At 40.9% G+C, this 23,902-nt stretch carries 23 protein-coding genes; 10 read left to right on the forward strand and 13 right to left on the reverse strand.

Annotated elements, in window-relative coordinates:
* Positions 1–8 precede the first annotated feature (8 nt).
* The 3 genes from ACESMA_RS09350 to ACESMA_RS09360 all read left to right on the forward strand — a co-directional run bounded on the left by ACESMA_RS09350 (position 9) and on the right by ACESMA_RS09360 (position 6,118).
* On the forward strand, positions 9–2,843 hold the full coding sequence (locus tag ACESMA_RS09350; RefSeq protein ID WP_372948535.1) for a glycosyl hydrolase: 2,835 nt from the start codon (positions 9–11) through the stop codon (positions 2,841–2,843).
* Positions 2,844–3,002: 159 nt separating this feature from the next.
* Positions 3,003–4,475 carry an alkaline phosphatase D family protein gene (locus tag ACESMA_RS09355; protein ID WP_372948536.1) on the forward strand — a complete coding sequence of 491 codons (1,473 nt, stop codon included), beginning with the start codon at positions 3,003–3,005 and terminating at the stop codon, positions 4,473–4,475.
* Between the two features lie 26 nt (positions 4,476–4,501).
* Positions 4,502–6,118 (forward strand): sulfatase, encoded by a 1,617-nt coding sequence (locus ACESMA_RS09360; protein WP_372948537.1) that lies wholly within the window; start codon positions 4,502–4,504, stop codon positions 6,116–6,118.
* Between the two features lie 167 nt (positions 6,119–6,285).
* Here ACESMA_RS09360 and ACESMA_RS09365 read toward each other — a convergent pair whose 3' ends face one another.
* Positions 6,286–6,600 carry a phosphoribosylpyrophosphate synthetase gene (locus tag ACESMA_RS09365; RefSeq protein ID WP_372948538.1) on the reverse strand — a complete coding sequence of 105 codons (315 nt, stop codon included), beginning with the start codon at positions 6,598–6,600 and terminating at the stop codon, positions 6,286–6,288.
* A gap of 819 nt (positions 6,601–7,419) precedes the next feature.
* Here ACESMA_RS09365 and ACESMA_RS09370 point away from each other — a divergent pair.
* Positions 7,420–7,647, forward strand: a complete 228-nt coding sequence (locus tag ACESMA_RS09370; protein WP_372948539.1) for a hypothetical protein — start codon at positions 7,420–7,422, stop codon at positions 7,645–7,647.
* Positions 7,628–8,050, forward strand: a complete 423-nt coding sequence (locus ACESMA_RS09375) for a putative toxin-antitoxin system toxin component, PIN family (protein ID WP_372948540.1) — start codon at positions 7,628–7,630, stop codon at positions 8,048–8,050. The genes ACESMA_RS09370 and ACESMA_RS09375 overlap by 20 nt, the downstream gene beginning before the upstream one ends.
* Positions 8,051–8,264: 214 nt before the next feature.
* Here ACESMA_RS09375 and ACESMA_RS09380 read toward each other — a convergent pair whose 3' ends face one another.
* The 5 genes from ACESMA_RS09380 to ACESMA_RS09400 form a co-directional block, all read right to left on the reverse strand.
* Positions 8,265–9,011: a hypothetical protein gene (locus ACESMA_RS09380; protein ID WP_372948541.1), complete on the reverse strand. Its 747-nt coding sequence runs from the start codon at positions 9,009–9,011 to the stop codon at positions 8,265–8,267.
* Positions 9,012–9,439: 428 nt separating this feature from the next.
* Complete coding sequence (locus tag ACESMA_RS09385) at positions 9,440–10,204, reverse strand: LytR/AlgR family response regulator transcription factor (RefSeq protein ID WP_372948542.1); 765 nt, start codon at positions 10,202–10,204, stop codon at positions 9,440–9,442.
* A gap of 13 nt (positions 10,205–10,217) precedes the next feature.
* The gene (locus tag ACESMA_RS09390) at positions 10,218–12,347 is read right to left on the reverse strand and encodes a PAS domain S-box protein (RefSeq protein ID WP_372948543.1); all 2,130 of its coding nucleotides are present in this window, start codon (positions 12,345–12,347) and stop codon (positions 10,218–10,220) included.
* A gap of 127 nt (positions 12,348–12,474) precedes the next feature.
* Positions 12,475–13,632, reverse strand: a complete 1,158-nt coding sequence (locus ACESMA_RS09395) for an alpha/beta fold hydrolase (protein WP_372948544.1) — start codon at positions 13,630–13,632, stop codon at positions 12,475–12,477.
* Positions 13,625–14,041 (reverse strand): hypothetical protein, encoded by a 417-nt coding sequence (locus ACESMA_RS09400; RefSeq protein ID WP_372948545.1) that lies wholly within the window; start codon positions 14,039–14,041, stop codon positions 13,625–13,627. Before ACESMA_RS09400 ends, ACESMA_RS09395 begins: the two co-directional genes overlap by 8 nt.
* 206 nt (positions 14,042–14,247) lie before the next feature.
* Between ACESMA_RS09400 and ACESMA_RS09405 the strand changes: the two genes are divergently transcribed.
* Genes ACESMA_RS09405 through ACESMA_RS09415 form a run of 3 tightly spaced genes read left to right on the forward strand, consistent with a single transcriptional unit; the run spans position 14,248 to position 16,926 of the window.
* Positions 14,248–15,159: an alpha/beta fold hydrolase gene (locus tag ACESMA_RS09405; RefSeq protein ID WP_372948546.1), complete on the forward strand. Its 912-nt coding sequence runs from the start codon at positions 14,248–14,250 to the stop codon at positions 15,157–15,159.
* Between the two features lie 18 nt (positions 15,160–15,177).
* Positions 15,178–15,963, forward strand: coding sequence for a 2-oxo acid dehydrogenase subunit E2 (locus tag ACESMA_RS09410; protein ID WP_372948547.1), 786 nt, complete (start codon positions 15,178–15,180; stop codon positions 15,961–15,963).
* Positions 15,964–16,005: 42 nt separating this feature from the next.
* Positions 16,006–16,926, forward strand: coding sequence for a DUF2279 domain-containing protein (locus ACESMA_RS09415; protein ID WP_372948548.1), 921 nt, complete (start codon positions 16,006–16,008; stop codon positions 16,924–16,926).
* Between the two features lie 16 nt (positions 16,927–16,942).
* On the opposite strand, the gene ACESMA_RS09420 is transcribed toward ACESMA_RS09415, so the two are convergent.
* Both ACESMA_RS09420 and ACESMA_RS09425 read right to left on the reverse strand, forming a co-directional pair.
* Positions 16,943–17,365 carry a hypothetical protein gene (locus ACESMA_RS09420; protein ID WP_372948549.1) on the reverse strand — a complete coding sequence of 141 codons (423 nt, stop codon included), beginning with the start codon at positions 17,363–17,365 and terminating at the stop codon, positions 16,943–16,945.
* A gap of 59 nt (positions 17,366–17,424) precedes the next feature.
* Complete coding sequence (locus ACESMA_RS09425; RefSeq protein ID WP_372948550.1) at positions 17,425–18,012, reverse strand: outer membrane beta-barrel protein; 588 nt, start codon at positions 18,010–18,012, stop codon at positions 17,425–17,427.
* A 451-nt stretch (positions 18,013–18,463) separates the two neighbouring features.
* Between ACESMA_RS09425 and ACESMA_RS09430 the strand changes: the two genes are divergently transcribed.
* Together ACESMA_RS09430 and ACESMA_RS09435 are read left to right on the forward strand one after the other, a co-directional pair.
* Positions 18,464–19,540, forward strand: coding sequence for an IS110 family transposase (locus ACESMA_RS09430; protein WP_372948551.1), 1,077 nt, complete (start codon positions 18,464–18,466; stop codon positions 19,538–19,540).
* A gap of 299 nt (positions 19,541–19,839) precedes the next feature.
* Positions 19,840–20,148: a hypothetical protein gene (locus tag ACESMA_RS09435; protein WP_372948552.1), complete on the forward strand. Its 309-nt coding sequence runs from the start codon at positions 19,840–19,842 to the stop codon at positions 20,146–20,148.
* A gap of 343 nt (positions 20,149–20,491) precedes the next feature.
* Here the strand turns inward: ACESMA_RS09435 and ACESMA_RS09440 are convergent, their stop codons facing one another.
* The 5 genes from ACESMA_RS09440 to ACESMA_RS09460 all read right to left on the reverse strand — a co-directional run bounded on the left by ACESMA_RS09440 (position 20,492) and on the right by ACESMA_RS09460 (position 23,863).
* The gene (locus ACESMA_RS09440; RefSeq protein WP_372948553.1) at positions 20,492–20,788 is read right to left on the reverse strand and encodes a GIY-YIG nuclease family protein; all 297 of its coding nucleotides are present in this window, start codon (positions 20,786–20,788) and stop codon (positions 20,492–20,494) included.
* Positions 20,789–21,012: 224 nt separating this feature from the next.
* Positions 21,013–21,861: a polysaccharide deacetylase family protein gene (locus tag ACESMA_RS09445; protein WP_372948554.1), complete on the reverse strand. Its 849-nt coding sequence runs from the start codon at positions 21,859–21,861 to the stop codon at positions 21,013–21,015.
* Positions 21,862–21,870: 9 nt separating this feature from the next.
* Positions 21,871–23,232 (reverse strand): RNA-binding domain-containing protein, encoded by a 1,362-nt coding sequence (locus ACESMA_RS09450; protein ID WP_372948555.1) that lies wholly within the window; start codon positions 23,230–23,232, stop codon positions 21,871–21,873.
* Between the two features lie 27 nt (positions 23,233–23,259).
* Positions 23,260–23,448 carry a hypothetical protein gene (locus ACESMA_RS09455; protein ID WP_372948556.1) on the reverse strand — a complete coding sequence of 63 codons (189 nt, stop codon included), beginning with the start codon at positions 23,446–23,448 and terminating at the stop codon, positions 23,260–23,262.
* 73 nt (positions 23,449–23,521) lie between these two features.
* Positions 23,522–23,863 (reverse strand): hypothetical protein, encoded by a 342-nt coding sequence (locus tag ACESMA_RS09460; protein WP_372948557.1) that lies wholly within the window; start codon positions 23,861–23,863, stop codon positions 23,522–23,524.
* Positions 23,864–23,902: the final 39 nt, after the last annotated feature.

Raw genomic sequence — 23,902 nt, forward strand, 5'->3', positions numbered from 1 at the left:
TTAAACCAATGCATTTTCAAATCAGTAATTTCAATACATCGGCCCGAACCGGCATCCTGTTACTTGTTTTCTTTTTGTTTGGTAGCTGCGGACAGATTTCCGAAAAAACAGCGCCAACTGAACCTGACCTGTACACCGGCTTTCAAAATCCTCCTGCCGAAGCGCGTCCTTTTGTGCGTTGGTGGTGGAACGGCAACCGGCTTCAAAAAGAGGAAATTGTCAGGCAACTCGATGTGTTGCACAAAACCGGAATTGGCGGCGTGGAAATCAATCCGATTGCCATGCCCGAGGAAGCAGATGACATGGGAATTGAACCGCTCACCTGGAGAAGTAAAGAGTGGAACGAAATGCTCCGGTTTGCTTCGCTCGAAGTACAAAAACGTGGAATGCTGGCCGATTTGATTGTAGGCTCGGGCTGGCCGTTTGGGGGCGAGTTTCTGGAAAAAGATGAAACCATTCAGCGGATTATCATTCACAAAATACCTGTTTCGGGTGGAGAAAAACTGAACGAGGATTTGGAAAGTTTGTACCGGAAGTCAGTGGCGGCACTCTCACGAAGTTATGAAGCAGCCAAAAGTTACGAACTGATTTTTATCCGGCTGGTTCCTTCGGGAATTCAGGCAACATCAGAAATTACCGACCTGACTGCTGATTTTAAAAAAGAAAACCGGCTTGAACTCCAGGTTCCGGCAGGAAATTATGAATTGATTTACGGTATTCTCCAACGCAGCAACCGCGAAGTGATGCACGGGGCGCCTGGCGCTGCCGGTCCGGTAATGAACCACTACGAACGTGAAATTACCCGCGCCTACCTCAACCGGCTGAATAAAATCAGCGATGATACCGGAACGCCGCTTTCGAAACTCCTCCGCGCCCTGTTCTGCGACAGCATTGAACTCGACGGCGCCAACTGGACAGACGGTTTTGAAGAACTATTTTTCGAAACATACAATTACAATCTTGAGCCGTGGTTTCCTTTCATTTTTTATGATCCCTACACCGGCTACCCCGAAGAAAATTATAATCCGGAATTTGCCGATCAGTTAAAACGTGTTCGTTACGATTACAACAAATTACTCGTGAAAACCTTCCTAGAAAATTTCACACAGGAATTTCAGGATTTTTGTACCGAACGCGGTTTACACTGCCGTTACCAGGCATACGGAACACCCTTTTTGATGGGGATGATGGAAGGAAATATGATTGCCGACATTCCCGAAAGCAACAACTGGATTTATTCTGCTGAAATGGACACCGATGAATGGGAATGGAACCAGGGGCACGGGTACATGATTTGGAACATGTACACCGCATCGGGCGGACACCTCACGGGGAAAAAGATTATCAGCAATGAGGCCATGACCAACACCCGCGGCGTTTTTAAAGCCTCGCTGGAAGAGGTTAAACAACACGACGACATGAACTTTATAACCGGTATGAATCACGCGGTTTTGCACGGATATAATTATTCGCCGGAAAAGGCGGAATTTCCGGGCTGGATTCGTTACGGAAGTTATTTCAGCGAGCGAAATCCCTGGTGGCCGTATTTTTCCAACTGGGTGGATTACAACGCCCGGCTTTCTTATATTTTTCAAAATTCAGCACCGGTAAAAAGTATTGCCATTTTGGCGCCGGAAGGTGATATCTGGGCTGACCACGGTCTGACGCGGAATCAGTTTCACACGGAGCCCTGGTATTGTTACCGGTTGTGGGAACCCATAAGTCAGGCAGGCAGTTCTTGCGATTACATCGGACAAAATATTATTCGCGAAGGAAAAAAAGAAGATGGAAGTTTAAACTACGGTCCCATGTCGTACCAAACCATTTTGCTGAGCAATGTGCAATCGCTCGAAAGTGAAACCGCACTGGCCTTGCTGGATTTTGTGAAAAATGGCGGCAAACTGGTGGCCATTGGCGAAGTGCCCACACGCTCGCTTTCATTTCAAAATTCTTCTGAAAACGACGCGGTTGTTCAAAGTGTTTTTGCGCAGCTAAAAGCAAATTTCCCAAACCGGTTTTTTGAGGTTCATGTCCCTGAATCGGAAGAGAATCTGCTTCCCTGGACTTTGGAACTGTTCGAAAAAATCAACATTCAAAAAAACGTGGAAATTGACTTTCCCGACAAAGCTGTTTTTCAAATTCACAAAAAAGCAGGTGAAAAGGATATCTGGTTTTTTACGAACTCGAGCCGGGTGAAATCTTCGGCATTTAAAGCTGTTTTTCCAACCGGAGAAAAAACATCCTGGATTTGGAATCCGGAGGATGGAACCCGTTCAGTTTTTACCTTCGGAAAAAATAAAAATGAGTTGGATATAGAACTGGAACCGCTCCAGTCGTTGTTGTTGGTTTTTGAACTCGGTACAGAAGAACCCGGAAAACTTTTTGAAAAGCCCGCCGAAAAAATATTCACTGTTGAAGGCCCGTGGGAAGTTACGTTTGAGCATGTTAACGGACAATCTTTTACCCGAAATTTTGATAAGCTGAACCAGTTTGGTACTTCACCGGATGAGCAACTGAACACGTTTGCCGGAACAGTGACCTACAAAACCACGTTCAGTTTAGACGAAAATGCAAAATGGTTTCAATTGGACAAGGTGAATAAAGGCGTTACAGAAGTTTATCTGAATGGCGAAAAAGTGGGGTTAAACTGGTACGGGAAACCTGTTTTCAATATTGAAAATGCAGTTAAATCAGGTGAAAACCTGTTGGAAATAAAAGTTATTACTGTGCTGAGCAATTATGTCATGAGTTTGGAAAATAACCCGACTGCCGAACGCTGGACACGAGGGTATACAAAAATTCCGACCGGACTGGAAGGTGAAGTGACTCTTTTTTCTGAATAGGTTTTTGAAGATTAACTTTTAAAAAATCTGGGTAAAGTTATTTGCGGAAAGCTGTTTCCGGTAATCAAAAGTTGAAGTAGGTAGCCAAATTGTTTAGGCTTTTCTGTATTTTTCTTTACTTTTACACACAGACCAGAGTAAAATAAAATACCTGAAAAAATGAATGCTGTTTTAAAGTGCTTTTTTGCTTCGTTAATCCTTTTCCCGCTCATTTTTATTTCCTGCGAAACCAAAAAAGAATCCAAAGGACCGTATTTCGGGAACGGTTTTCACAACGGGTGTGCCTACCAAAATTCCATCGTTATCTGGACCAGGCTGACAAAAAATCCGGAAGGAAATTCCGAAGGTGTGAAGTTTTTGGAACCTTCGGCTGAAGAACACCGGCAACTGGACCGGGAGGCCGATCCGGAAAAAATCAGGAAGGCCCAGATTCCTGAAGGAATTCTGCTGGAAGAAATGGACGGCGCCTGTCCCGGTGTTTCGGGAGAAGTGCGGTTGACATACTATCCGCTAACCAACCAGGATAACAAAGTGACCATCGATTGGGTTGCCGTTGACCCGGAAAAAAATTTCACCCACCAGTGGAAACTGGAAAGTTTAAACCCCGGAACAAAATATGTTGTGGAACTGGAAGCCCGGCTCAACGAAGATTCGGATATTTCGGATCGAAGCGAAGGAGCATTCCGCACTCCGCCGGCTGCTGAAACTCAAGAGGAAATCGGGTTTTGTGTGGTGACCTGCCACGACTACTGGAGGCGTGACACCACCGGAGGGCACAAAATTTACGATGTCATGCTGAAACTTTTTCCCGATTTTTATGTGCACACCGGCGACATTGAATATTACGACAAACCTGAACCTTATGCCCTTACCGAAGAGTTGATGCGATTCAAATGGGACAGGCTTTATGCTTTGCCGCTTCAAAGAGAATTTTGGGGACAGGTAACCAGCTATTTTATGAAAGACGACCACGATGTGCTTACTGATGATGCCTATCCGGGAATGACTTACGGAACGGTTTCATGGGAGCGTGGCCTGGAAATTTTCGAGGAGCAAAATCCGGCTTGCGAAAAACCTTACCAAACCGTTCGCTGGGGAAAAGACCTCCAAATCTGGCTCACCGAAGGCCGGAATTATCGCAGCAAAAACAGCGACCCGGACGGGCCTGAAAAAACCATTTTCGGAAAGGAACAGAAAGAGTGGCTATTCCGAACACTGGAAGAATCGGACGCCACGTTTAAGGTGGTTATCAATGCAAATCCGATACTCGGGCCTGATCGCGAAAGAAAAAATGACAACTATTCCAATTCAGGATTTAAACATGAAGGTGATGAAATTCGCGAGTTTCTGAATCAGTTCGATAATGTTTATCTCTGCAACGGCGACCGGCACTGGCAATATGTGACCCATTTTGAAGGAACCAATCATTGGGAGTTCAGTTGCGGTGCCGGGGCAGATATTCATGCCGGAGGGTGGAGCCAGGAAGATGTAAGGCAGGAACACCGCTTTTTGCGTGTGAAGGGCGGATTCCTGTACGGAAAAGTTTCCCGCGAAAATGAAAAAGCAACACTCACATTTCAGCACTGTGATGTGGATGGAAATGTGGTAAACGAAGAAGTTTTTTCGCGTTAAACAAAACATAATTAAAATCAAAAAGTATGAAGTTTTTTATTTTTTCAACCATAGCATTTGGAGCAATATCCCTCACCGGCTGCACTTCACAACAGCAACCGGAGCAACCCCCACGTCCGAACATTCTGTTTGCCATTAGCGACGACCAGTCGTTTGCCCATACCAGCTTTGCGGGAAGTAAATTTGTAAACACACCTGCTTTCGACCGGGTGGCAAACGAAGGTGTTTATTTCACCAGTTGCATGGCCGGATCGCCCGGATGTGCGCCATCGCGCAGCAGCATAGTTACCGGCCGCTACCACTGGCAAAACGAACAGTCGGGGCAACATGCCTCTTCCTGGCTGAAAAAGCACGTTCCGTTTATCGACCTGCTCGATGCCAACGGATATATAACCGGAAGAACGGGAAAAGGCGTTTCTCCGTTTCGTTATGCGCGGGATGAAAATGATTCGCTTTGGCGGGCCACCGATGCAGCCGGCATTGCACACAGCAACATCCGGTACGAAGAGGACGCTCCCGGCGACGAGCGGACAGCCGGAGGGATTGGTCCGGTGAACTATTTTGAGAATTTTAAATATTTTATGGAAAACGTGCGTGGCGATAAACCATTTTTCTTTTGGTATGGCGCCAGCGAGCCCCATCGCGCTTTTGAGCAGGATTCATGGAAAAGAAACAATAAAAAGCTTGAGGATGCCGAGGTTCCTGCGTTTTTTCCGGATGATGAGGTGGTGCGAGGTGACCTGCTCGACTATGCTGTGGAAATTGAGTGGTTCGACCTTCATTTGCAACGAATGCTGGAGTACCTGGAAAAAACCGGCGAACTGGAAAATACCATTGTGATGGTGACCTCAGATAACGGCATGGCTTTTCCGAGGGCAAAGGCCAATGCTTATGAATACGGCATTCATGTTCCGTTTGCAGTGCGTTATCCAAAAGAATTTCCGGGAGGAAGGATTGTGGACGACCTGTTGAGTTTTGCCGATTTGGCGCCAACCATTCTGGAAATAACCGGAACAAGCAGTGACGGAATGTTACCCATTTCAGGGAAGAGTGTTCTGCATATTTTGAAATCAAAAAATGAAGGTTTGGTGGACGAATCAAAAGAATATGTTTTTGCAGGCCGCGAGCGGCACTCATCGTCGCGTTATCTGAACTGGGGCTACCCGCAACGTGCCATCCGAAGTCACGATTATCTGCTCGTTTGGAACATGAAACCCAACCGTTGGCCGGCAGGCGATCCGCAGCGCATCAAGCCGGAAACTGAGAATGAACTGTTTCCCATGCACGGCATCGACGAAAGCGGGGTTCACCATTCTGACCAGGCTTTTACCGATATTGACGCAGCTCCAACAAAATCGTTTATTATTGAAAACTGGCAGGATGAAACTATCCGTACATACTTCGACTGGGCGCACGGCAAACGTCCGGAGTTTGAACTGTTCAACATTAAAAACGATCCGTATAATCTCACAAACCTGGCCGGAAATCCTGATTATGCTTCTGTGGAACAGGAATTAAAACAGGCTTTACTTGCAGAACTGCAAAAATCTGAAGACCCGCGCATTGTGGGTCCAGATAAAGAAGTGTTTGATTCCTATGTTCGTTACAGTCCAATGCGGGAGTTTCCGAAACCGGAAGAATAATTGATCAATTCAAATACAATGATTGAAAATCACAGGAATTGATCCTTGAAAACCAAGGCAACAGGTTGCACGAATTGTTGCTCCGGAATTTAGCGTTCTAAAATAAAAGGGGTTTCCCGGATTGGTAAAAAATAGCCTGAACAGTTGTTTGTTTACTTTTTCTGGTGTTAATTAATCTGATTTTTTCGTTCAACTTTTTTCATAAATTCTGAGATGAGTTCCGATGCATCGGCTCCATAAGAGTCTGCGAGAGTGCCTTTTAATCCTGAGCTGGTTTCAAGCGCATATAAAATAGTGCTGTCTCCCGGGTCAGTCATTCCTTCAAACCGGTGAAACTCGGCCAGTTTAACTTCAGAAGCACCGAACGTTTTTTCACTGTTTGCTTCCAGTAGCCCGTTATCGTTTACCCGAAAATTGGTGGTATATCCCTCTTTTTTCAATGCTTCAATGGCTTCCGAAAGTGTACTGTATTGATTGTTCATAGCTGTATTTGTTTTAAGTGAAACAAAAGACTGTCATTTATTAATAAGGGAAAATCCTGCCATAAGGTTCAGTAAAATAAATAGAACCTTAAAAATACTTTTGTTTTAAGCTTTTAATGAAAACCGAAAAAGAAGCAGAAGATTTCATTCTTTCTTTAGCAAAAATCTAAAATGCTTTCTACCATTCTGCTGATTTCGAAAATGTAACGGATAATGATGTTGAAAAATATCCTTGGATTATTCAGTACCAAAATTTAGAACCTACTTCCAACCAGAAATAGAAAAGAGAATTAAAATTTCTTACGATAAAACTCTTGAAATAGTGCCGGAAGTTTACACAACTCCGGAAGAAATTTTGAGACAATTCACTTCTGTGTTTATAGATATTCAACTTCCGAGTTATGACGGCTATAAATATATTTTCGAATTGTTTAAAGATAAATGGAAGCCTGATAATGATATAATAATTCCAATATTGTAACCTTATAAAATAAACAGGAAATATCAAATAAACGATAAACATGAACAGGAATAGGAACAAAGAAAGATTTTCAGAGTGGAGTCGGTGCGGCAATCAAGAGCGGATTCCCGCATCGCCGTTTAGTCCTCGCGGACAGGAACACTCTCCGAAATCCGCTCTGCAACATTTACCAACCGCCAGAGAGATTAACTGTAATAATTTCTTTTTTAGGTTTTGAATTACTAAGCTGACAGGAGTGTTTTGATGATGGGCAGGGCAAAACGCCATACGGTAATATAAACGCTAATTGATTTTAAGAAAAATTTGTAATTTTGAGTGAAAGTTAAAATTAGAAATTTATGCAAACAATACAGATAAAAATAAGCAATACCGATTTTAAAAAGTACAATTTTGGAAATAAGGAAATCAAATTTACTGATTTGGTGGATTTGATAAGTCAGGAATATGCAAGAAAAGCACTCTTGGAATGCAATGCCATTGCAGAACAAAAAGGATTATCAAAAATGACAATGGACGAGATAAATGCTGAAATTCAGGCTGTAAGAGATGCAAAAACTAATTCTTGATACAAATATTATTGTTTCAGCTCTGGTTTCAAATTCTATTCCGACAAAAATTTTATATGATTTAGTGCTAACTCAAAAAGTTAAAACTTGTTTAACTGAAGAAATATTCACGGAGTATATTGAAGTTTTAAACAGGGAAAAGTTCACCAAATACACAAACTTTAAAACAAAAGCAGACATTGTATTGAATAAGCTTCATGAAATATCGACATATTACGAAACGAACCGAAAAATTGATATTATATCTGATGCAAGTGACAACAAATTTTTAGAATTGGCTGCAGTAAGTTCCGCAGATTATTTAATCACAGGAAATACGCTTGATTTTCAGTTAACAGAATTTGAATATACCAGAATCCTGACACCAAGAGAATATTGGAATTTATTTGAACCGAAAAAATAATCAAACAAAAAAACAACCCTTAGCACACAATATAAAACAGTTGTTTTTCAGCGATTTGCGGACATTTGATTCCCATTTCAGTAATCTTGTCTGCGGACAAGTATGCAGCTCGAAAACTCAATCGTTTTATAGAGCCACCCGTCCAGAAGATTAATTCTAATAGTTTCTTTTTTCATGTTTTGAAAAATAAAGCTCGTTGACGCGTTTCGATAGATTAATTTTTTCCCGGAGGGGAGAATAAGTTGTTATCAATGTCCCGGTTTGCTGCAATTTCCGAAAACGAGATTTTCCGGGTTTGCCCGGGCATTTCAATGGTTTGTGCAAACGAAAATTTTACTCCGTTTACGTTTCGGTAATCAGAAAAAGTTGTGGTGGCAGTTGCAAGGCCTTCAGGCAAATCCAGTGGCTCCTCCATTCGAACAAGAAGATGGTCATGCGCATTGAAATACCAGCTTTCTTTAGCGCCGTATATGGTTTTTACGTCGATTCTATGCAAGGGTATTCCGGCAACATTTGTTTTACCGGCGTATTGATATGCGGCCAGGGTTTGCTCCCAATTCGCAAATCGCAAAAATGCAGAGTTGTTTAAAAAGCTTTGTTTTTCCTGGCCAACAATTTCCCGGAGTTGTGCCTGCCTTTTTTCCCAGCATTGTTTTCCGTCGTAGCCCCTGTAAATGTCGCCGGTTTGAGGCGAATTCACCTTAATGAAGCATTGGTTTGCGCGCGTTTCAAAAATTTCCCTTTTGAGGATGAGGCCCGACTCCACAAATTCAAGTTGCGATTTGCTTATCAGGCTTTCGATGTTTGCGATGGCTTTTTCGCCTCCGGTTGCTTCCACAAATTCGTGCAGTATTTTTTCAGCTTTCCGGTCTTTTTCACCTTCCTTTTTAGGGGCAAAACCTGAAGCTACAATAATCAGCAACATTGCAAGGATGATTTTGATTGTGTTTTCTGTTTTCATGATTTCTTTGTTTAAAATAATACTTTTTGAGTTTGACTTTTTATCTGCTTTTTATGTTGCAAAACTAATCCCATTGCAGGTTTCTTCGAAATTAAAAAAGACCAAAGTGCTTAAAAACCGGATGAAAGTGCCAGGTGAACAAACGGATGTGCCGGAAGAATTAGCTACAATTTCACAATCACGAAATATTAACTTCATGCGAAAAAAAAACGAATTTTTTCACCGGTGCTTTTCCCAAGGGGATCCCAATGGGGAGCCCGTTGGTTAACTTTCTATGTGTTTAAAGAAGCTTTAGCATTTAATCCTTTTAATGGCTGAAGTCTTTTTGTTTTCAGGCGTCTGTTCACCGGGCTCAAGCTCCGGTGTAATAATGAATGAGCTTCCCTCTTCCATCTTCCATCTTCCCACTTCCTGCTTCCCACTTCTCCCTAACTATTCAGCCACTTTTTAAAATCAGACGAGCGGTCGATGCTGACAATGGTTTCGAATTCTTCGTCGGCTTTGGGTTTCAGTTCCAGTTTTACCCGCCCGCGCGAGTAAGCTACCATATTGGCAATGGATGAAATGTTAACCAGGTACTTTCTGTTGATTCTGAAAAATTTGGCAGGATTGAGCATCTCTTCGAGCTTATCCAGTGTAAAATCGACATTGTACGTGTTTCCCTGGCTGGTGCGAAGGTAAACCCCTTTGTCCATCACAAAAAAGTAAGCAATGTCGGTCACTTCCACCATTTTTATTTTTGTGCCCACCGAAATGGAAAAACGTTCTCTGTATTTTTTGTCGGGGTTCGTCAGCAAATTGTAAAGCGACTGCAAATCAACGGAGTTGTGATGCAATCCGCTAAACTGCTCATACTTTTTTAGAGCTGCCGCCAATTCCTCATGTACAATCGGTTTCAGCAGGTAGTCGATGCTTTTCAACTTAAATGCTTTAATGGCATACTCATCGAAAGCTGTAGTGAAAATGACGGGGCTTGAAATGTTTACCTGATCGAAAATGGCGAAGCTCAGATCATCTTCCAGGTGAATATCCAGAAATATCAGATCGGGTTCCGGGTTCGATTTAAACCATTTCACCGATTCGGCAACCGACTCCAGTTCGGAAAGAATTTTAATATCGGGGTTAAATTCCTGAATCATTTTTTTTAACCGCAATGCGGCAAATGCTTCGTCTTCTATAATTACAACGTTCATCTTTTTTAGTTTTTTATTCTGTTTCAATTTTTTCCGATTTCAGCAAAGGAAGTTTTGCAATAAAATGTTCCGTGGTTTTTATGAACTTGGGTTTTTGGTCCGACACAAGCGCATAGCGGCGATTGATGTTTTCGAGTCCAACTCCCGTAGAAACAAGTTTGGTTTCCCTCACATTAAGATTGTTAATAATATTCAACCGCTGCTGTTCATCCACAAATATTTCAATTTTCAGAGGCAGAGCTTTCGAAAAAGTATTGTGTTTAATGGCATTCTCAATAATCAACTGAATGGCAATGGGTAGAATCTGATAATCGGAGTAAGACTTGTCAATGTTTATGTTGATAATCAGTTTTTTCATAAACCGGATTTCCAACAGGAACAGATAGGCATTTAAAAACTCCAGTTCGGTGCTCAGGCTTACCAGGTCTTTCTCCTTGTTTTCGAGCACATAACGATACACTTTCGAAAGTCTTTCTGTAAAAGATTCGGCCAAATCGGGGTCAATTTTAATGAGCGAGGTCAGCACATTCAAACTGTTGAAAAGGAAGTGCGGGTTAACCTGCTGTTTCAACACTTCAAACTGCGACTGCAAATTCTCCTTTTGAACTTTCAACAACTGCGTATTTGCTTCGGTTAGCTGTTTTGTGCGCTCGGCAACGCTTTGTTCCAACGTGTTGTTAATCCGTTCCAGTTCTTCCTTTGCTTTTAATAATTTAAGCTCTTGTTTTTTTCTCTCTGAAATGTCGATGATTATTCCGCGTCTTCCAACAACTTTTTCGTCTCGGATTATGGGTGAACCATAAATTAGCACCGGGCAATGTGTGCCGTCGGGTCTTTTTACAGTGTATTCGTTTGGCGTAGATGGATTTGTTTCGTCAGGTTTTTTTATAACATTCTGAACCCTGGGCACATCCTCCTTCACCATAAATTGAAGCGCCGAAATTTTTTCTTCGGAATTTTCAGGCATAACTATTCCGAAAAACTCTTTGCCCGAGTCGTTTACAAACAGAATATTTCCTTCGATATCGAGTTCAAAAATGGGCTGCGGCAGAAGATCCATCAGCTCTTTATAATTGCGTTCGCTTTCGGCAGCGGCAAATTCAGCCTTTTTCCTTTTTGTAATATCAATAATAATTCCGTCCAAAAAGGTAAGATCTTCCCTGGCGTTATAAATTCCCTTTCCGTTTTCGCTTACCCAAACTACCTGTCCGCTTTTATGAATAATCCTGTATTCAAATTCATATTGAGATTTTTTAGAAACGGCTTCCTGAATATTTTGCCTGCAAAAGTCCTGATCGTCGGGATGAATAATTGCGGCGAATGATTGTTCAGCATTTTCAATAAATTCGGATGCGTGATACCCTGAAATATCGAAAATCTTTTCACTGATATATTTCATGGTGTATTGCTCGTCGAAATGACAACGGTAGGCTGCGCCGGCCAGGTTTGTAAGGATACTGTTCAACTGCCCGCGGCTTTCGTTTAGTTGTTTGGTAATTATCTCCCGTTTTTCTATTTCTTCTCCAAGATGATGGTTCAGGTTTTTCTCCTGTTCGATTAGTTTTTGGGCATATTTATTTTTCTCTTCCTCAATTTGAATCTGAGCTTCGTACTTAGCCCGGCTTGCCGCCTCCTGTATAAGTTCCTGCTGAAGTTTTTCAGCCTTAACCTTTTCAGTCATACTTTCATCCAGGTAAATCCAGGCCTCCAGAATTGACATAAAAAAGGCATTTACAACCGTGTAAATAAGCATGTTATTGAACAAAACGTTTTGTAATCCTTGCGGATAGTTATTTACCCAATGGGCAAATGTTGTTAATAGTGAAGAAACCGTAACGGCAATTACAAACATTAACGCAAATTGTATGACTGCCCTTTTCAGTGCACCCCTACTCCACTGTAAATTCCTATTCAGGTATCGAATCACCAAAAGGTCGGGGTATGAAAGCGCATATCCCGCAATCATACTGTAAATAATCCCTCTGATTACCCTGAGTATAAACTCGGTGAAATTGTGCAGCTCGTGATATCCGCTAAAATGGTTGTAGGTAATAACAGTTAGCTGCAAAACCAAAGCCATGCCCAGCACCAGCTTTAAAAGTTTGCTGAAGGGAATGAGTTTATGTATTTGTTTAAATGTCATATTTTATTTTTTGCTGAAAACCGGACTAAAAGTAGTTAGGGTAATTCATAAAAAAAAGAAGTTTGTGTTGAAGGTGAAAAAATATGAGTTGAACGTGTTAAAATTTGGGCTAATCAAGCTTTTCGATTTAATGCCCGGTTACTTGTTCGGTCGTATTAGAATCAGCTAAACTTATATCAGTCTTTAGCATGCCTTTCACCAAAATCTCCATGAACCGCTCGGGTTCTTCAAACAACGGGCCGTGTGCCGAATTTTCGAACGTGTAAAATCCTTTCAGGGGGGCATCAAGACGATTATAATAATCTTTGGTCAAATCAATATTCACCGTTAAATCGTGTTTGCCGCACATGAAATAAACAGGCACTTTAATTTCGGGATAAGTTTCGGAAAAATCAGTTTTGAGGGCCTGGATTTTCAGGTTGGTTTTAGGCAGAAAAATGAGCTTCGATTTCCAGATGATATATTTCTCTTTGAGTGTGTAAGCCCTGCATGTCCAAACGGGCAGAAAGATGTCTATGAAAACCGATTTCATACTTCGCATGGTGCCAATGCCAAGCTTGTGCATCAGCTTGTCGCGGGTGCCCGAGTTGTAAAAAGAGATTAAGTCTGATTCCGTTTCCAAATGGTTAAACCGGAGCAAGTCCTTCACTGCCCTTTGATCGTTCATTTCAGTGTAATGTTTTAACATAAATTGGTATGCAATTTTTTCCGATTCCCGTTGCCGGGTTATTTGTGCCATGGCAATGTATGCGTGAAAAAGTTGTGGCGCCTCTGCTACTGCAGGCAACGCAATGCCCGTTCCGCCCGACCAGGCCATGATGTAAATTTTATCCTTCCCGAACCGCTCCCGCAGGTAGTTGGTTACTTCAATGGCATCGGAAGTAAGCTGTTCCAATGTCATACTTTCTATGGTTACTTCGGACGTGTAAGAAAGTCCGCCGCCACGTTGTTCCCAGTAGCAGACGGTAAAGTAATCCTCGAGGCCGGGTTTGAATTTTTCAAAAAGGAAGTAATTCGGGAAGCCTGGTCCGCCATGAACGAAAAGCAAAACAGGATTGTCCGTATTTTTACTTCTGATAAACATTCCTTGCTTCACTCCGCCAATGGGAACAAATATTTTTTCGGAGATGCTGCTTTCCAGGATATTCCCGTCTTCATCTTTGAATACATCAGGTTTTCCGGGGCTAATCAGCACCAGATAAAGAATCACAGAAATTATCAGACTCAAAATTATCAGAATAAAAGTGACCATATTGATTGATATAACCTTCAGATTTTTATTCATTGTGGTTATGCCCTGGAGGAGAAAAATGAGGTTTTTCCAATCCCCCCCGCACAGCAAAAACGATTAAAATCAGTGCAAACACGCAGTCAAAACTACTGCTTTCTATTTTCCTGCATCCTGGCCTGGCACAAAAAGTTCCGTCAACCGAAAATGTGTCGATGGAATGAAACCGGATGGCATAAAACGCCCTGTTTTCATTTAGCAACCTGAATTCAATTTCATTATCCGACAGTGTAATTTCCCCTGTGAAATCAATGAATTTACTGGTTCTGTTAACCTGAAGAATGGTTATACTTTTTGAATTTTTCTCCATGAACCGAAAGCATCTTTTTTGATCGGCCATTTTCATTTCGCAGACCGCCAAAAGAAGGAAAAGGGTTCCGATGAGCATGAAATAATTTCGTTTCATTTTTTTTAGATTAAAGATTATAGTGTAAAAGTAGGTTGAGTCAAAATCCTGCACAATTCTAATTGGCTGACGGTGTTGTTTTTGATGCTGAATTGGTGTTTTTACCTCTTAAAAGGGGGATGGGGAATTTCAACAACCTTTATTTTAATCCATTGTAACTTAAAAGTGAATGAAACGTCAAACCATAAAATCCAACTTAATGAATTATGAAGTTTGTTTCTGTTTTACTTTTCCTGATGATTTTAGTTTTTTCGGTTCATTCACAAGAGCAATACATTACAACTTCCGACAGCGTAAAATTATATGTTAATATGAAAGGGTCCGGCCCCGCTTGTATCTATCTTCACGGAGGCCCAGGTTCAGGAAGTTACTGGCTGGAAGCGTTTTCAGGCGATTTTCTGGAACAACATTTTCAAATGATTTATCTGGATCAACGGGGAGTTGGCCGTTCTTCAAGTCCGGCAGACAATAATTATTCATTGCAACGGATGATAATGGATTTTGAAGAGGTTCGCGAATCGCTGGGTATTCAGAGCTGGTTAACACTGGGACATTCTTTTGGTGGTATTCTTCAGATGGCGTACGCAAACGGTCATCCCGGGGTCATTTCAGGAATGATTTTCATTAACTGCACCCTTTCAATGAACGATAGTTTTAAAAACAGCTGGCTGCCAAAGGCATTTGAACTGACGGGTGACGATACACCTGCTTTTAGCAGGGATACAACCGTTTCGGTTTATGAAAGGATGCTGGCAATAATGCCGGTTCTTGGCGAAAAGGGCGAAATGTGGAAGATATTTTTTGATGCACAGGGAAACAGCCGGCGGATGAATGGAACGTACAGCGGTTTTGACACCTGGAACAGCGACCAAAGTGAAAAAATTTTGGAAATACCTGAATATTGGGATGATTTTCGCAAATTTACTCCGGAATTCAAACAACCGGTACTTTTTTATTATGGCAAAAACGATTGGGCCATTGGCGCTGAACACTACAAGGGCGTGGCATTTCCAAATATGCAGTTGTGGGGTTCCGATGTCAGGCACTTTCCTTTTTTGGAAAATAAAAATGATTTAATGAATGCAATAAACAGCTTTATGAATACCCATCAATTTTAACGTGCAACATGCGAACTCATGTCAGAATATAAAATCCATAAATTCCCAAAATCAAGAATCGCTACCATTGATGTTTGCGAAATGGGAAAGAAAAAGCATCATGTTGCAGCCTTTCTGGAGATTGATGTGACTTCAGCCAAAGAAAAAATCAAAAAATACAAAAAAGATGTCGGAAAAATTTCATTTATAGCCTGGCTGATAAAAGTTATCGGACAAACCGTTGCAGATAAAAAAGCTATTGCTGCCAACCTGGCTGGAAAACAGAAAACCATTGTTTTCGACGATGTAAATATTTCTTTCCTCATTGAAAAAGAAATAAACGGAGAGAAAGTTCCTTTGCCGGTTGTAATAGAAAAAGCGAATACACTTGAAATTGAAAAGATTACCAAACTTTTAAGCGAAACGAAACAGGAAACTTTATCAGATAATCAGATTGTTATTCAAAAAAGAGCAACCCGGGCAGAACGATTTTACTACCATTTGCCGGGTTTTATCCGGCGGACAATCTGGAAATTCATGTTAAAACGGCCCAAAATGCTGTTTGCAAAAATGGGCAATGTTGCCGTAACATCGTTGGGCATGTACGGGAAAATAAACGGCTGGTTTGTTCCTATTTCCATTCACCCAATTTGTTTTGGAATTGGCTCGGTAATAAAAAAGCCGGTTGTAAAAAACGACAAAATTGAGATTAGGGAAATAATGAACATGACGGTGCTGATAGACCATGATGTTATTGACGGTGGTTCAATGGCTCGTTTTATCAGTGCATTGAATAAAAATATAGAAGCAGGTATTTTTTTATGAAGAGAAATAATCGCTACACTATTTAATACCGGATTATCAAATATGGAAAAACAAATCCTTTGGCTGTTTTTATTCACCTTATTAATGAATCCGTTTATTTCCAAAGCCGATGAAACTGAAACAATTTCCGACACAACTAAAACTGAAAAAAGGACAGCTCTTAAGGCCTCGGTTTTTACCGGCATTTATACCGTTACATCATTTTATACATTAGGGCAAACCTGGTATAAAGGCCAGGAAAAAGTTCCGTTTCATTTTTACAACGATAATGCGGGGTATTTGCAGGTTGACAAGTTTGGCCACATGTTCGGAGGTTACGTGTACAGCTATATCGGTTATTTCGGGTTATTAAAACTGGGCACCACCCGGAAAGAGGCGCTCATTTTTGGTTCAACATTGGGATTTGTACTGCAGTTTCCCATTGAAATTATGGACGGAATACACGAAGGATATGGTTTTTCGTGGGGCGATATTGCTGCCAATACAATGGGTTCTGTTCTTGTTTTTGGCCAGGAACTTTTGTTTAACGAGCAGTTGGTAAAGTATAAATTCAGCTATTGGGAATCGAAATATTCAAAAAACTCGAACGGGTACTTTGGCCAGACAACCATGAACCGCTTACTAAAAGACTATAACGGCCATACCTATTGGTTTTCATTGCCATTGAACAGGATTGCCGGAAAGAACCGGTTACCGGACTGGCTGAATATTGCTGTTGGGTACGGCGCCAACGGAATGTATGGCGAATTTGAGAATATTTTAGCTTACAATGGGGTTGCGATTCCAGAAACGGAACGTTACCGGCAGTACTTGTTTTCGCTCGATGTGGACTGGACTAAAATAAAAACCAACTCCGGGTTTCTGAAAGTTTTATTCAAAGGAATGACCTTTGTGAAACTGCCCTTCCCCGCTCTGGAATACAACTCAAAAGGTGAATTTAAGGGGTACTGGATGTACTATTAAACTGTAAACGAATCGTTTACGAATTTTTTATTTTTTCAGGAAGAAACAACTCACGCATTTTCAATCCGCCCCGGAAAGCAAAAACAATATACAGCATGGTGAACAGACTGTCAATGATTCCGGTAAACCAAAATGTTGCGGGGAAATCCGGTACAAATAGCATATTTGCATAGAGTTGAAATATGTAAAACAACCTTCCGATAATCAGGCAGCCCACATTGAGCGCATACCGCCTAATGTTGAAAGAAGATAAAAACTGGAGGAAAGCGAAGCACAAAAAAAACGACCCCAGAAAAACGGCGTAGAACGGATGTGTTGGAGGATTCTCAATTGGCCGGCCTGTTCCAATAACAAAAATGTAAAGCAGCCCTGCGATGGTGTCCCAAACTCCACTCAGGGCGAAGGTTGCTGCAAGCGGTTTCAGTGATTTTGATTTCATGATTTTGAAAAGGAAACCGGGAAGAGAATCAGTTTCCTTCCCGGCATTAAGTTTTAATTCTAAAACCGTTTGAGAAATCCAACTCGTAAGGAAACATAGTTGTGATTTAATTCTCTTGTAACTCCGTCGAATTCCGAATCTCTGGAGAGCGAATTGAATTTTACGCCTGGTGTAAAACTCCAGTTTTTGCCCATGGGTACATCAATACCTCCTGCCAGTTGCCAGCCCAAACCATGACCTGTGTCGTTGAAAACATCTCCGTCGCTGTTTTCGGTTTCAATGTGGTTGTATAATCCACCGGCCCTCAGGTAGTATTGTACCGGAGAATTACCGAACGAATGCTTGAACTGCAATCCCAAAACATAACCGGTTTCCTCAAAACAGACATCATTTCCGGCAAATGATTCTTCGGCTCCCAAACGGTTCCATCCCCAACCACCGTAAACTCCAAGATGTGGCATAAACTGGTAATGGAAAATTCCTTCGAAACCAAAACCGGGGTTCAGGGTTGATTCACTTAATTTGTTGGTGGCCATGGATACCCCACTGCTGAGTTCAAACCCAAATCGTTTTTCGTTTTCCTGCGCCAGTGTGGTTGCAGAAATTAGAATAACCAAAACGATACTTAAAAATACTTTTGTTTTCATGACTTTAATTTTAAAAATGATTGTTTAATTGTTTTCACTAACCAAAAGTACATGGGCTAAACCGGGCTTAAAACTTAATCTTGATGAGCAGGTATTTTTTAATGCTGAATGTGTTTCTGTAGTACATAAACGTGTTTTTTCATTCTTCTAATTAAAAGTTCAAACGTTTATTTCGGCCGGCACGGTTGTAGATATTTGAAAGTTTGGTTAGTTTTATACACCGTAATTAAAAAATGAACGAACAGCAAAAAATATCCATACGTTTTTTTGGCGACCGCGAGGTACGGGCCTTATGAGACGAGATTTGATGAAACGCAAGTAGTTATACATAGGGAACCTTTCTCCCATGAGGATACCTTCGGTGTTTTTGGAGAGACCCTATGTTTGTAAAGCATAAGTATCGGAGCTACTGTTTTAACTTAGTAGTTTCATAATTTTAAAATAAAAACTTATGCCAAAACAAATTAATAAAATGGATTTCAAGGGTCAAAATATTTATTGTGGAATTGATGTTCACAATAAAAGTTGGAAAACCACTATTTTAGTTGAAGACATTTTTCACAAAACTTTTAGTCATGATCCTGAACCTAAACAATTATCCAATTATCTTCATGAGTACTTTCCAGGAGGTATTTACCATGCTGCATATGAAGCTGGTTTTTGTGGGTTTTGGATACAGAAAAAACTTCAGCAATTAGGGATTAATACAATTGTTACCCATGCTGCAGACATACCGACTACCGACAAGGAAAAACGACAAAAAGAAGACAAACGGGATAGCCAGAAAATTGCCCGGGCTTTGAAAAACGGGGATATTGAAGCTATTTATGTTCCTTCTGATATTGCATTAGAGAATCGGCTTTTAGTTCGGGCAAGATTTACAATAGCGAAAGACCTTCGCCGGAACAAGCATCGTATTAAAGCATTTCTGTTTTTTTACGGGATACGTTTTCCTGAGGAATTCTCTGATGCTAAACGGCACTGGAGTAAAAAGTTTATTTGCTGGCTTGAATCAATTGAACTCAAAGACCAAAGTGGAAAAGAAGCCCTGGGTGTATTAATAAGGCAAATCAAATCATTGCGTTCTGAATTACTGGTTATTACCAGGCAAATAAGAGCATTGTCAAAAACGGAAAGGTTTAAAGAAGATTGTGATTTATTAAGAAGTATTCCCGGTATCGGAGAAAATACCACAATGAGGTTTTTGACAGAAATAGTTGACATCAAACGCTTCAGTAGTTTAGATAAATTGGCTTCCTATATTGGCTTTATACCTTCTACTAACTCATCCGGGGAAAAGCAGCGCCATGGGGATATCACCCCTCGTGGGCACAAAGCTTTACGGACGCTATTGGTTGAAGATGCATGGATTGCCATTGGTAAAGACCCCTCACTAATGGCAAGCTATTATAAATTATGCAAAAGGATGGACGGCAACAAAGCAATTGTCCGGATTGCAAAAAAACTTCTTGCCAGAATGGCTTTTGTATTAAGAGAACGAAAGAAATATGAGATATACATCGGATAAATTTAAATCTGCTATAAAAACAAAAATACCAGGCATAGTCCGTTAGAACCGTTCTGCAACCAAAGGTTTGCAACTGAGAGAGTGCGGCTGCCAACTATAATAGATTAAACAAGGTATTGCAACTAGTTTGCTAATAGAAGATTGTTTTTATAGTCAGTAAACGATGTTGAAATATTGACAACTTTTTAATCAATTATTTTTTAAGGTAAAAGTTCTCAACATTCCAACATTGCATTAATATCAGCATGTCTGATTTTATAGAATAATTAGGGAAAATATGAAAAAACTTAATTAAAAGCTTGCTTTACAACATAGAAGAACGGTTCCTTGTGGTGCAGATAAACCTTATTTTTAGGAGTTTAACCTTAGTTGTTTGTGGATTCCCGGAAAACCCAACCTTATTTAACCTTATTACGGGAAATAAGGTGAATAAGGTTTGTGGCGGGGTGTGGTGGGCTGCTACTGAGGTTGAGGACGAGGAAAATAAGGTTTATTTTGGAACGGACGGTTCCTTTGGCGCTGAGCTGGTGATTTTGAATCACCTGCTCAATTGTTGTTTTATCACCCAGTCCTCCAGCAGGCGGATCGCCTGCTTAGTTGCGGCTTAAATTTTTACCACCCCGTCTTCGTCCATATTTTATCTGCTAAAGATTAACTTTTTATACGGACTTCAGCCACCCCTCCTTTAATCAACATCCAATTCCAAAACAAAATCCGTTAAAGGAGGGGAAAGTTAGGAGAGCGGTGCAGCAACTGCGGCAGTTTGCGCAGGTTTTTGGCGGCGGGGATGGCATCCCTGCCGAAGTTGGGTGCTGTGGTTCGGCACCTGGAGGCGGCTGTTGGGGATAGGGATGCTATCCTTTGGTGAATGTTGTTTGCTTTTAACCACCCCGGCTTCGTCCAAGGCTGTCATTGCGAGCGGACGAAGGGAGCGAAGCAATCTGTTCATATTTACACCAAACCTTCATAAAGGTCTTTCCATTCCGGGTTCATGGTTTCAATTAATTGGATTTTCTTTTTGCGACTTCCGGCTTTGATCTGTTTCTCCCTTGCAATTGCTTCTCCAATATCTGTATAATTCTCATACCACACAAGCTTTTCAATGTTATACCTTGCTGTGAAACTTTTAGGGTTTTGTTTGAATTTGTGCTCTTCCATACGACGAACAAGATTATTGGTTACTCCTGTATAAAGAACTGTGTTGTACTTGTTGGTGGCAATGTATGTCTGGTAAGTGCGAAATTGCATTTTTTTTAATTTTTTGGTTCTGTGGTTTTAAGTTTGGTTGGTGCGGGAGCGGGCAGATTGTTTTGTCCTGACTCCTTCGTTCCTCGGAGTCACTCCTCCCGTTTTCATCGGGATTAGTTCCACTTGCAGGATTCAGTTCGCTCACTCCTGAATCCTGAGTGTCACTGAATCGCAATGACAGGTTCCGAGGAGCGTTTGAATGTGCGGTTAAAAACCGCGCGACCCTATAACTCCACCAACGGTACTTTATCCCATTCAATGTTTTTTACTGCTGTTCCGATATCCACAAACTCAAAGTCGGAGAGCCATTTTTCGAGTTTGGCTGTTGCACCTTTTAATCCTACATACGATTTGAACTTACGGAAAACTGATAATTCTTTGATTACGGGTTGTTCCGCATCAAAATCCCTTGGGTGGAGGTAGCTCATCACGTAATCCGATTGCTTTGTCCATTTTTTAATTAATGCATAAGGAAATAACCTGAAATAACCGCCACCACTAAAGATGATGGATTTGCCTGCAAGTATTGAATAATTAATGGGCAATTCCTTTAATTCAATTCCATTGTATTTTAAAATTGAAGGAATGGGCTGTTTGTATGATGGGAAACCGCCGTGTGCACGAGGTGCAGGGAAGATGGAGGAATCGACTTCAATGCCGTGTTTAACGAGTATTTCGAAGGCCCATTTTTCGTTTTCGGTAATGGAAAAACCCGGGGCACGAAAGTATTTTACTTTTTGCCCGGTTATGTCCTCCAGGGTTTTTATGGAATACTCCAAATCTTTTTCAAACTCAGCCGGAGTTTGCTCGTACACCAGTTGGTGCATGCGGGCGTGGGTGCCCACCTCGTAACCACGCGACACAATTTCCTTTACAACCTCCGGGTAGGTTTCGGCTATCCAGCCCAGGCAAAAAAAGGTGGCTTTGGTGTTGGTACGTTCCAGAATATTAAAAATGCGGTCCATGTTTTGGTGGATGCGCACTTCGTAATTTTTCCATTCGTTAATGGTTTTGGTCGATTCATTATCGAGTATGTGGAACCATTCTTCGATGTCGAAAGTGAGGATTTTCATAAGAAGCGTTTAATCAATAATATTCCAATAACCATTTTTTTCACCGCCCACCCGCTTAAGCTTTCTATCTTCCTTTAATTTGTCTATGTCTCGCTGAATTGTCCTGCTTGAAACGCCAATGTCTAAGGATAGTTCTTTTGCCGATAATTTGCTATTCTCTTTTAACAGGCTTAAGATTTTTTTGCGTCGTTTATCTACGACACTATCTACGACATTATCTACGACATTATCTACGACATTTTTATTTTTTGCGAAAACAGTTGCTGCAAAACCTCCCGGAATACTTTCAAAAAGTGGCTGTTTCAGGCCATATTCAACAAACATGTTGCGAACACGTTTAATACCGGTTCCGTATTTCTCAATCCAGCCCATTTCCTTCACTATTTTTGCTATTTGCCGGTTCCGTGGAGTTGAAACATAGTTGTTTGTCAAAAGTTGTTCAATTGTAATTGAATCGGGCAAGCCTCCGGGATTGAAAAACAGGATATGGTCGTTAAATACTTTAACAATGCTATCACTTGAAGATGTATAGTCGCGGTGAATAATCATGTTAAGCACTAATTCCCTGATTCCTTCGAGCGGATATTGCCAGCGTTGAATATTTTCAATTTGCTTGTCTGTAATAATCAATTCTTTATTGATATGTTTCCTTACAAACGACATCACTTCATCAACCTGGGTGAGAATATCCCCCGAACTGGTGATGTCATCTTTTATAACAATTTCGGAAGCAAAAAGGCCGAGTTGAATGGTCGTAAACAAATTATCCTCTTTACAAAACATCAAATAACAGCCGTTTGAAATATTATCCTCTTTAAGCAAAAGTTCATTTTTGATGAGAAATTCTTCTGCGGAATCAAAATGTATATTTGAATTGCGTTGCATAATGCTATTCATCACTTTCTCAACCTTTTCAATTGAAATATCAGCCAATGTTTTTCCCGGGCGTGGATAATAATCCCAACTGGAATTTATGGTTTGCAGGTGCATGTTCGATACCTCGTTAACCGATAACAAATGATTTGAGTTACCCACACGCTTATAATATCTGCCCCTTGTTGATACCGGTTTAACAGGATATTCAGATACATAAAAGGATACTACATTTTTCCCATTAACGGTATGGATTTCAGCATCGGGAATAATTTGCGGCATCGTTTTATTTTTGATTGCATTTATCCAGTTTTGAAGCGTTTCTTTACCGATACTAACGCCGGAAATATCGCCTTTGTCCGAAATCCCGATATACACAGACCCACCCTTTGCATTTGAAAAGGCAACAAGCGTTTCTATAACATCTTCTCTGAACGATGTTTTAAACTCCGATTGAAGTCCTTCACCTGCCTGAACTATATTTTGAAATTTTGACATAGGTATTGTTTTTTGCCAAAGTCAAAGTTAGTTGTAAAATCTTAATACTCCCAGAAAAAAGGTGGCTTTGGTATGGGTGCGTTCCAGTATATTGAAAATGCGCTCCATGTTTAGGTGGATGCGCACTTCGTAGTTCTTCCATTCATTGATGGTTTTTGTCGATTCATTATCGAGTATATGGAACCATTCTTCGATGTCGAAAGTTAGGATGTTCATAATGAATTGTTCTGGATTGAATTCTGGAGCAGGCTTCAAAAAAAGCAAAGGCAGACAACATTTGTTAAAACAACTAAATGAGTGATAAAAGCTGGTTCAATTGCTCTCTTTCCTGAAAATGTGTGACGGCAATGTTATGAAAACCGTTGTTTCGTTGTTTGCGGTTTTTATTTACAGCATCAAGTATTTGTTTCACAACAGCGTTGGTGTTTGTATATTTAGCCCTGATGTTGTTTTTTTCAATAAAATGCAGCAATTCATCCGCAAAAGCCCTCGAAATGAAGTCGATTCCTGCAAAATTGAAAGCAACTATTTTACAGTCAGAAATATTCAGATTTTTCCTTATTTCTTCCATTGCCACACGTGTGGTTATTGTTGAAGGCAAATAATCTGCTATGTTGAAAATGATTTCCATTCTATTTGCAAAAGTAGTTTAAATATTCTCTTTAACAAA

Source organism: Mariniphaga sp. (assembly GCF_041687215.1).
Taxonomy (GTDB): Bacteria; Bacteroidota; Bacteroidia; order Bacteroidales; family Prolixibacteraceae; genus Mariniphaga.

Excerpts from the sequence above, each read along its gene's own strand:
- ACESMA_RS09350 (WP_372948535.1), top strand. The coding sequence starts at position 9 with ATGCATTTTCAAATCAGTAATTTCAATACATCGGCCCGAACCGGCATC.
- ACESMA_RS09355 (WP_372948536.1), top strand. The coding sequence starts at position 3,003 with ATGAATGCTGTTTTAAAGTGCTTTTTTGCTTCGTTAATCCTTTTCCCG.
- ACESMA_RS09360 (WP_372948537.1), top strand. The coding sequence starts at position 4,502 with ATGAAGTTTTTTATTTTTTCAACCATAGCATTTGGAGCAATATCCCTC.
- ACESMA_RS09365 (WP_372948538.1), bottom strand. The coding sequence starts at position 6,600 with ATGAACAATCAATACAGTACACTTTCGGAAGCCATTGAAGCATTGAAA.
- ACESMA_RS09370 (WP_372948539.1), top strand. The coding sequence starts at position 7,420 with ATGCAAACAATACAGATAAAAATAAGCAATACCGATTTTAAAAAGTAC.
- ACESMA_RS09375 (WP_372948540.1), top strand. The coding sequence starts at position 7,628 with ATGCAAAAACTAATTCTTGATACAAATATTATTGTTTCAGCTCTGGTT.
- ACESMA_RS09380 (WP_372948541.1), bottom strand. The coding sequence starts at position 9,011 with ATGAAAACAGAAAACACAATCAAAATCATCCTTGCAATGTTGCTGATT.
- ACESMA_RS09385 (WP_372948542.1), bottom strand. The coding sequence starts at position 10,204 with ATGAACGTTGTAATTATAGAAGACGAAGCATTTGCCGCATTGCGGTTA.
- ACESMA_RS09390 (WP_372948543.1), bottom strand. The coding sequence starts at position 12,347 with ATGACATTTAAACAAATACATAAACTCATTCCCTTCAGCAAACTTTTA.
- ACESMA_RS09395 (WP_372948544.1), bottom strand. The coding sequence starts at position 13,632 with ATGAATAAAAATCTGAAGGTTATATCAATCAATATGGTCACTTTTATT.
- ACESMA_RS09400 (WP_372948545.1), bottom strand. The coding sequence starts at position 14,041 with ATGAAACGAAATTATTTCATGCTCATCGGAACCCTTTTCCTTCTTTTG.
- ACESMA_RS09405 (WP_372948546.1), top strand. The coding sequence starts at position 14,248 with ATGAAGTTTGTTTCTGTTTTACTTTTCCTGATGATTTTAGTTTTTTCG.
- ACESMA_RS09410 (WP_372948547.1), top strand. The coding sequence starts at position 15,178 with ATGTCAGAATATAAAATCCATAAATTCCCAAAATCAAGAATCGCTACC.
- ACESMA_RS09415 (WP_372948548.1), top strand. The coding sequence starts at position 16,006 with ATGGAAAAACAAATCCTTTGGCTGTTTTTATTCACCTTATTAATGAAT.
- ACESMA_RS09420 (WP_372948549.1), bottom strand. The coding sequence starts at position 17,365 with ATGAAATCAAAATCACTGAAACCGCTTGCAGCAACCTTCGCCCTGAGT.
- ACESMA_RS09425 (WP_372948550.1), bottom strand. The coding sequence starts at position 18,012 with ATGAAAACAAAAGTATTTTTAAGTATCGTTTTGGTTATTCTAATTTCT.
- ACESMA_RS09430 (WP_372948551.1), top strand. The coding sequence starts at position 18,464 with ATGCCAAAACAAATTAATAAAATGGATTTCAAGGGTCAAAATATTTAT.
- ACESMA_RS09440 (WP_372948553.1), bottom strand. The coding sequence starts at position 20,788 with ATGCAATTTCGCACTTACCAGACATACATTGCCACCAACAAGTACAAC.
- ACESMA_RS09445 (WP_372948554.1), bottom strand. The coding sequence starts at position 21,861 with ATGAAAATCCTCACTTTCGACATCGAAGAATGGTTCCACATACTCGAT.
- ACESMA_RS09450 (WP_372948555.1), bottom strand. The coding sequence starts at position 23,232 with ATGTCAAAATTTCAAAATATAGTTCAGGCAGGTGAAGGACTTCAATCG.
- ACESMA_RS09455 (WP_372948556.1), bottom strand. The coding sequence starts at position 23,448 with ATGAACATCCTAACTTTCGACATCGAAGAATGGTTCCATATACTCGAT.
- ACESMA_RS09460 (WP_372948557.1), bottom strand. The coding sequence starts at position 23,863 with ATGGAAATCATTTTCAACATAGCAGATTATTTGCCTTCAACAATAACC.